The sequence below is a fragment of the Mycobacterium ostraviense genome, from assembly GCF_002705925.1.
Classification (GTDB): domain Bacteria; phylum Actinomycetota; class Actinomycetes; order Mycobacteriales; family Mycobacteriaceae; genus Mycobacterium; species Mycobacterium ostraviense.
The window spans coordinates 1-984 of the sequence record NZ_NKRE01000156.1; the positions used below are offsets into that span (position 1 = coordinate 1).

The 984-nt window shown below is 64.0% G+C and carries 2 protein-coding genes; both read right to left on the minus strand.

The features are described 5' to 3' along the window. Positions 1-430 (minus strand): transposase (locus CDN38_RS28450; RefSeq protein ID WP_180276470.1); only part of this gene is annotated, 430 nt, incomplete at its 3' end. After that, a complete protein-coding gene (locus CDN38_RS28455) occupies positions 343-924 on the minus strand; it encodes a winged helix-turn-helix domain-containing protein (protein ID WP_204903272.1) in 582 nt (193 codons plus the stop codon). The genes CDN38_RS28455 and CDN38_RS28450, both read right to left, overlap by 88 nt. Positions 925-984: the final 60 nt, after the last annotated feature.

A 984-nucleotide genomic window follows, 5' to 3' on the forward strand; every position in this document is an offset into this window, starting at 1 on the left:
CCCATACCATTTCGATGGGGTTGAGGTCGTGGGCGTAGCCCGGTAGCCGTTCGACGGTGAGCCAGTGGCGTTGCTGTTGGAGCCATGCGGTCATGGCTTTGGATTTGTGGGAGGGCAGGTTGTCCCAGATCAGGGTGATCTTGTTAGCGCCGAAGTGGTGGTGCAGGTCGGTAAGGAACTCGATCAGTGAGTCGCTGTTGTAGGACCCCTCCTTGATCTGGAACAACAATGCGGCCTCGCTGGCGTCGGGGCGGTAGGCCAGCGCGCCCGACATCGACAGCCGAGTCCAGGAGAATCGGTGTCGCAGCACCGGGGTATGACCCTTGGGTGCCCAGGTTCCCCTTACCGGTGGCAGCAGGGAGAACCCGCTTTCGTCTTGGAAGATGATCCAGGCGCCGCGGCGCCGCGCGCTTTTTTTATGCGCGGCCAATCCTGTTTGACCCAGGTGGCGATCGCCTCATCGTCGCGTTCGACCGCGCGCCGCGCCGGGCGCTGTTTGCTCCACCCGAGCCGCTCACGCAGCAGTGTCCACGTCTGCGTCTGGCCGTAGCGGATGCCGGTCACCGTCTCGATGAGGTTGGCTACTCGCGCCAGGGTCCACATCTCGGTCGGGAAACCGTTGGCCCGCGGGCCCTGCAGCAGGGCCTGCTCCACCTGCGCTAGTTGTTCGTCGGACAGCTTGGGCAACCGGCCGGCCCGTCCGGCGCCGGCCAATCCCTTCTTGCCCTCGGCTAAAAAGGTCCGGTGCCAGCGCGAGGCAGTTTGCGCCGAAACACCCAACTTGTCGACCACGTCGACCTGACGCTTACCGCGGGCGAACATGTCTGCCGCGGCCATCCGCCGGTTCTGCAAAGCCTCAAAGTCCCGCCGCGCACGCACCCGAGCGCCGGCCCTCGATCGCTTCTTGCCACCAGATCCAGCCACACGCTAATTGTCCTACACCGCAAGGCAAATCCGACGCAACGACTCACTCTATTACCGAAA